At 42.5% G+C, this 5,919-nt stretch carries 5 protein-coding genes and 1 tRNA gene; 3 read left to right on the forward strand and 3 right to left on the reverse strand.

Features of this window, described 5'->3' with window-relative positions; genetic code table 11:
* Window positions 1-644: 644 nt before the first annotated feature.
* Together pssA and R7P64_RS23925 are read right to left on the reverse strand one after the other, a co-directional pair.
* Window positions 645-1,985 carry a CDP-diacylglycerol--serine O-phosphatidyltransferase gene (pssA, locus tag R7P64_RS23920; RefSeq protein ID WP_213886990.1) on the reverse strand — a complete coding sequence of 447 codons (1,341 nt, stop codon included), beginning with the start codon at window positions 1,983-1,985 and terminating at the stop codon, window positions 645-647.
* A gap of 71 nt (window positions 1,986-2,056) precedes the next feature.
* A complete protein-coding gene (locus tag R7P64_RS23925; RefSeq protein ID WP_213973597.1) occupies window positions 2,057-2,488 on the reverse strand; it encodes a GNAT family N-acetyltransferase in 432 nt (143 codons plus the stop codon).
* 101 nt (window positions 2,489-2,589) lie between these two features.
* Here R7P64_RS23925 and murB point away from each other — a divergent pair, with 101 nt between their 5' ends.
* Window positions 2,590-3,633, forward strand: coding sequence for a UDP-N-acetylmuramate dehydrogenase (gene murB, locus R7P64_RS23930; RefSeq protein ID WP_318124081.1), 1,044 nt, complete (start codon window positions 2,590-2,592; stop codon window positions 3,631-3,633).
* Window positions 3,630-4,595, forward strand: coding sequence for a bifunctional biotin--[acetyl-CoA-carboxylase] ligase/biotin operon repressor BirA (birA, locus tag R7P64_RS23935; RefSeq protein WP_130545443.1), 966 nt, complete (start codon window positions 3,630-3,632; stop codon window positions 4,593-4,595). The genes murB and birA overlap by 4 nt, the downstream gene beginning before the upstream one ends.
* A gap of 7 nt (window positions 4,596-4,602) precedes the next feature.
* Here birA and coaA read toward each other — a convergent pair whose 3' ends face one another.
* Window positions 4,603-5,526: a type I pantothenate kinase gene (coaA, locus tag R7P64_RS23940; protein WP_005388683.1), complete on the reverse strand. Its 924-nt coding sequence runs from the start codon at window positions 5,524-5,526 to the stop codon at window positions 4,603-4,605.
* Window positions 5,527-5,731: 205 nt separating this feature from the next.
* Between coaA and R7P64_RS23945 the strand changes: the two genes are divergently transcribed.
* A tRNA-Thr gene (locus R7P64_RS23945) sits at window positions 5,732-5,807 on the forward strand.
* Window positions 5,808-5,919: the final 112 nt, after the last annotated feature.

The following is a 5,919-nucleotide window of genomic DNA, read 5'->3' on the forward strand; positions in this document are numbered from 1 at the left end:
CGGCCTGTCACGCCGGGGGTCGCGGGTTCGAGTCCCGTCCACTCCGCCACTTATATTAAGCCTCAGTCGAAAGACTGGGGCTTTTTTCGTTTCTACTGCGACGTTTCCCTGAAGAGTGTTTACACCTAACTAGACTACTCCCCATAATCCCTACTAAGCGAACTCTGCGTGATTACACACTAGGCTTTAATTAATTATAGGCCGGTGATGCTGTGGAAAGGCAATATGACCTACAAACAAGCCTAAGTAATCTATGGTATTCAAAGGCGTTCAACGACTTGAATCTTGATGAGAAAGAAAAAACGAATTGGAAGATGAAAGATTGAAGGAGCTCTTCATTAGCGAGGTGATGATTTTCGACGCTGAACATTTGATGAGTCTCAGAAAAAATATATCGCCAAAGGGTAAGAAGCGCCAGAACAGAGAGGGGTAGCTTAGCTCGAGACTGTAAGCTATGCGGAATACTCACAAACGTCAAAGCTCAAACCCATTAAGAGAGTCGCTCTAGATCTAAGTGGTTATGTGCTCACTAGCGATACTAGAAAATAGTTAAGTATTCCAAATGGATTATATGAAAAAGCCAACTGCTAAAGCGGTTGGCTTAGTATAAAAATCTCGAAGTACTTTAGAGCGAGAAATGATGTCTAAAGAATACGTTTTAAAACACCATCTGCCTTTAGGCGGGTAATTTTTCTGACCAGTCGCTGTACCCCTATAGGATAGTCTTCTACTTTCTCTAATTGCTTATAAGTACAGATAAGGTGAGTATGCTCAAGAATACGCGAAACTTCGTCTTCAAACTTCCCAGTGAGCTTCGCATAATTGTCTTGTATGAGTAGCCCATTTTCTAGGTCGAGTGACCAAGCACGTGGATTTAGGTTATTCCCAGTAAGTAGCATATAGCGTTTATCAACCCAAATACCCTTAAGGTGGAAGCTGTTATTGTCATGCTTCCATAGGTGAATTGACAATTTACGTGCGGCGATATTCGCTTCATTGGCTTTCGCAAAGCGACGCAAATTCACTTCGTAAAGATATGGAAGTCCGCCAATGGTTTTAAAGTCTTCCTCAGGTGCAATGTAAAAGTCGTTGGCGGTTTTATCACCCACAACAATAGTTACTTTCACACCACGCTTCATGGCTCGTTTCACTTCACGATGAAGTGCTTTAGGGAAGTTAAAGTAAGGCGTACAAATGAAAATTTCGTCTTGGGCTGCTGCCAATAACTTTACAATCTGTTGATTGAGTAGATTACGGCGTTTGCCTAGCCCAACTAACGGAGTGACTTTTACGCTTTCTTCTGTTGCAGCTTGGTCTTCAAACTTATAGTTTGCTTGAGCAAGAGAAGCCCTCAGTTGGCGAATCGCCGACTTTATTTCTTTGGTTTCTGGCTTATCTTTTCCTGCAAGATCATTAACGGCAGGGTGAGCAATCATTTCTTCCTGAATGAATTGCACCATTGAATTCGCTAAAGATTCATGTCGAATCACATGGTAACGATCAAATCGATAACGTTCATGATAATGGAGATAAACGTTATTTAAGCTCGCCCCACTGTAGATAACAGTATCATCGACAATGAAGCCTTTTAAATGCAGTACCCCAAAAACTTCTCTGCCACGCACTGGTATGCCATAGACAGGGATTGGGTGTTGGTACTTACTGGCATATGCTTTGTAAAGCGCTGAATTACCCTCAGATGTCTCCGCACCAATCAGGCCACGCTGCGCTCGATGCCAGTCGACACAGATATTGATGTCCAACCCAGGATTGCGCTGTTTCGCTTCATAAAGCGCAGTGAGAATTTCACGTCCAGCTTCATCATCTTCCAGATATAGAGCGACTAGGTAAATTCGCGACGTTGCTTTGCTGATAGCATCTAAAAGACGGGTTCTGAATGATTCTGCTGAATACAGAACATCAAAGTCTTCCGGATTGACAGCGAGACTTGGCAACTGTTCGAATGGATTCCTACTTACTATCATATCGGTATGAGTACCTTAGTTTAGTGCAATATTGCGAACCTGCCATTTTATCAAAGATATGATTTACCTGGCTACAAAAGCACGCGTTTTGATGTCGTTGAAGAGATGAATTGCATTGGAATGAGATCTTTACCGCTATCTACATAACGTTGAAATGCCATTTTTAGCGGGTGTGGTAGCTCAGAGCAATCAATTGTTGTGAATCCATGCTTGGAATAATAGGATTCGAGATGTGTAAACGCGAAGCAATAATCGCCATCAGTGAAAACATTGCTTTTACAATGAGTTAGTAGTTCTTTTCCAATCCCTGTTCCCCTAACTTTCGGAATGACCAACATTCCTGTCAACAGACGAACTTTATCTACACTTTTTAAACGTAGTAACGCAATGATTTCACCTTTATGGCTTGCTGTAATGATCAATTCATCTTTTTTGGCTCGACCCGCAGGGTAATACGCTTTGTATAGTTTCTTAATGAGGGGGAGCTTGATGGGATTTAACACTTCTATGATTAATGAGTCTGGTATTGTCACTGCGGTTAAAAGATAACTAATGTAGAATGTCGACAGTTTAAGAGAATCTTATCTGGTGTTGCAAACCTACTATGCAAATTAAAACAAATGCGAGCCTAAAGGCTTACCATACTTTTGGAATTGAACAATCGTGTTCCTATTTAGCTATCGTTGAGTCGCTTGAAGATGTTATTGAGCTATTTCAAAACCCAAGATTCACCCATTTACCGAAACTTTTTTTAGGTAAAGGAAGTAATGTTCTTTTTACAGAACATTTTGAGGGATTAGTGATTGTTAATCGAATCATGGGTAAAGAAGTCACGGAAACGGATGAGCATTACCTATTACATATTGCCGGTGGTGAAGATTGGCCTGAATTGGTTTCCTGGTGTGTGAATCAGGGGATCGGTGGGATTGAGAACTTAGCTTTGATTCCAGGTTGTGCTGGCTCGGCTCCTATTCAGAACATTGGTGCGTATGGCCTAGAGCTAAAAGACATCTGTGATTATGTAGATGTTCTTGACCTAACTACGTTTGAAAACAAAAGAATGCACGCCCAAGACTGTGAGTTTGCCTATAGGGATTCCATATTTAAACATGCGTTGCACGGAAAGTGCTTTATCACCGCATTAGGGCTTAAGTTGGCGAAGCAATGGCAGCCGATTAACCAGTACGGTCCTTTACAAAGTATCCCAGAAGAACAACTCAGCCCTGCTTCTATCTTCGAACGAGTATGCCAAGTGCGAAAGGCAAAACTGCCAGATCCAACCAAGATAGGTAACGCAGGTAGTTTCTTTAAAAACCCAGTGATCACAGAAGATCACTATGATCGACTAACAAAAAAATACCCTAACGTAGTGGCCTACCCAGCTTCAGGAGGAATGAAAATTGCTGCTGGTTGGCTTATTGATCAGTGTGGATTAAAGGGGAAGTCTGTACATGGTGCGCAGATCAACCCTATGCAAGCTTTGGTTTTGACCAACATAGATAATTGTAGTGCTGATGACATTGTCGCGCTTGCTTCTTTAGTGAAGCAGACGGTATGGGACAAATACCAAATCATACTTGAGCATGAAGTACGCTTTCTCAATCGTACCGGGGAGACCAATTTGACTCAGATCGAGGCATCTAGATGAGAAAAGATCACTCTACGAAACTTCATATTTTAAAGTTATTAAGTGATGGAGAGTTTCATTCAGGAGAAGCGTTGGGCGACGATCTTAATGTTTCTAGAGCGGCAATCGCTAAGCACATTAAAGGTCTTAGTGAATGGGGTATTGATATTTATCGAGTGCAAGGGCGCGGTTACCAGTTAGCCTCACCATTGCAGTTGTTAGACGAGACTCTCCTGACCACTAGCTCGGAGTCACTTGTTGAACTCGTCCCTGTGATTGACTCAACGAACCAATATTTGCTCGACAGAGTCGCGGATTCGGAAAAGGGCCGTGTTTGTATTGCTGAATATCAAGCACAAGGGCGTGGTCGCCGCGGTAGACAATGGGTCTCACCATTTGGCTCTAACTTATATCTCTCTATGTATTGGCGACTGGATGCAGGAATGGCTGCGGCAATGGGCTTGAGCTTGGTGATTGGGATTGCCGCAGTGGAAGCTCTGGAAGAAGTAGGCATGCAAGGTGTTAAACTCAAGTGGCCGAATGACTTGTATTATCAAGATAAAAAACTGGCCGGAATCTTGGTTGAAATGTCGGGTCAGGCCGGTGGGGCTGCTCATCTAGTGATTGGGATGGGCCTGAATATTGGAATGCCTGACGACCAGCCTGAGATTGACCAGCCATGGACCACGTTGAACCAAGTAAATCAGAGTCTCAAGATCGATAGAAATGTTCTAGCAATGACTCTTATCAAGCATTGGAATTCTGCACTTGTCGAATATGAAATGAAAGGGCTTACTGGCTTTATCGAACGTTGGAATCGGTTAGACAATTTCCTTAATCGTCAGGTCAAACTGCTTATTGGGCCTAGAGAGGTACATGGCGTCGTTCGAGGCATCGATCATCAAGGTGGAATATTAATCGAAACCTCCCAAGGACTAGAGACTTATATTGGTGGTGAAATCTCGTTGCGTAAAAGTGACTAATCTTCGATTACTTTCGCAACGAGACTTTATCAACTAAGTGGTTAACGCCTTTGTGTAGAATCAAGTGGGCTCTCTCTCGAGTTGGAAGAATATTCAATTCTAAATTTAGCCCATTAATATCATGCCAAATTTGCTTCGCTTTTTTCTTTGCGTCATCGACAGAGAGTTGTGTGTAGTGGCTAAAATAAGAGCCTGGTTTCGTAAAGGCCCCTTGGCGAAACTTTAAAAAGCGTTCTACATACCAATGTTCAATGGTCTCTGTTTCTGCATCGACATAAATTGAAAAATCTAAAAAGTCAGAGACGAAGACACGATGCGGGTCATGTGGATAGTCCATTCCACTTTGCAGAACGTTTAAACCTTCAATAATAAGAACATCCGGTCTATCCACTTTTCTTAGTTCATCAGTAATGTCATACGTGATGTGAGAGTAGATGGGTACTTCAAGATCGGGCTTTCCTGCCTTTACGTCAGACATGAACTCGACTAAGCGCTTGATATCATAGGATTCTGGGAAGCCTTTACGATGCATGATACCGCGTTCTTCTAGTACTTTTTTCGGATATAGGAAGCCATCTGTTGTAACCAAGGACACTTTGGGATGATTCTCCCAACGAGAAAGCAATGCCGTTAGAATACGAGCAGTCGTACTTTTGCCTACAGCAACACTGCCAGCGATACCAATTACGAAAGGGGGAGCATGTTCCTCTGTATTTAAGAATTGTTGTAATACGGAATTGCGGCTTTGACGAGCCTGGACATACAGATTCAAAAGACGAGACAAAGGAAGGTAGATCTCTACCGCTTCCTCCATGGTTAGGTTTTCATTAATGCCCTGAAGCGCAGTCAAGTCGTCTTCAGAAAGTGTCATCGGTACAGAGTTTCTTAACTCGGCCCAATTTGCACGGTCAAATGACAAAAATGGACTCATGGGTCTCTTTTATCCTTGGTTTAATAGAAGCAAGAACATACATCAAGCGAACTTCAAAGCAAACGACAAAGGTCGAAGTTTACTTTAAAAAAGCTAAGTTTGTACGAATTTGCAGCAAACGAATCTAAAAAATCGAAATTTATGATTTTTTTTTAAATTACTATTGCAACCTAGAAAATCATTCAATAGAATGCGCACCACTTATGCCGACTTAGCTCAGTAGGTAGAGCAACTGACTTGTAATCAGTAGGTCACCAGTTCGATTCCGGTAGTCGGCACCATTCTTTCCTTTAGTAGTCTGAATGGCTTGAAAATTTGGAGGGGTTCCCGAGTGGCCAAAGGGAGCAGACTGTAAATCTGCCGGCACTGCCTTCGATGGTTCGAATCCGTCCC

It is taken from the genome of Vibrio sp. 2304, assembly GCF_033339475.1.
GTDB lineage: Bacteria > Pseudomonadota > Gammaproteobacteria > Enterobacterales > Vibrionaceae > Vibrio > Vibrio alginolyticus.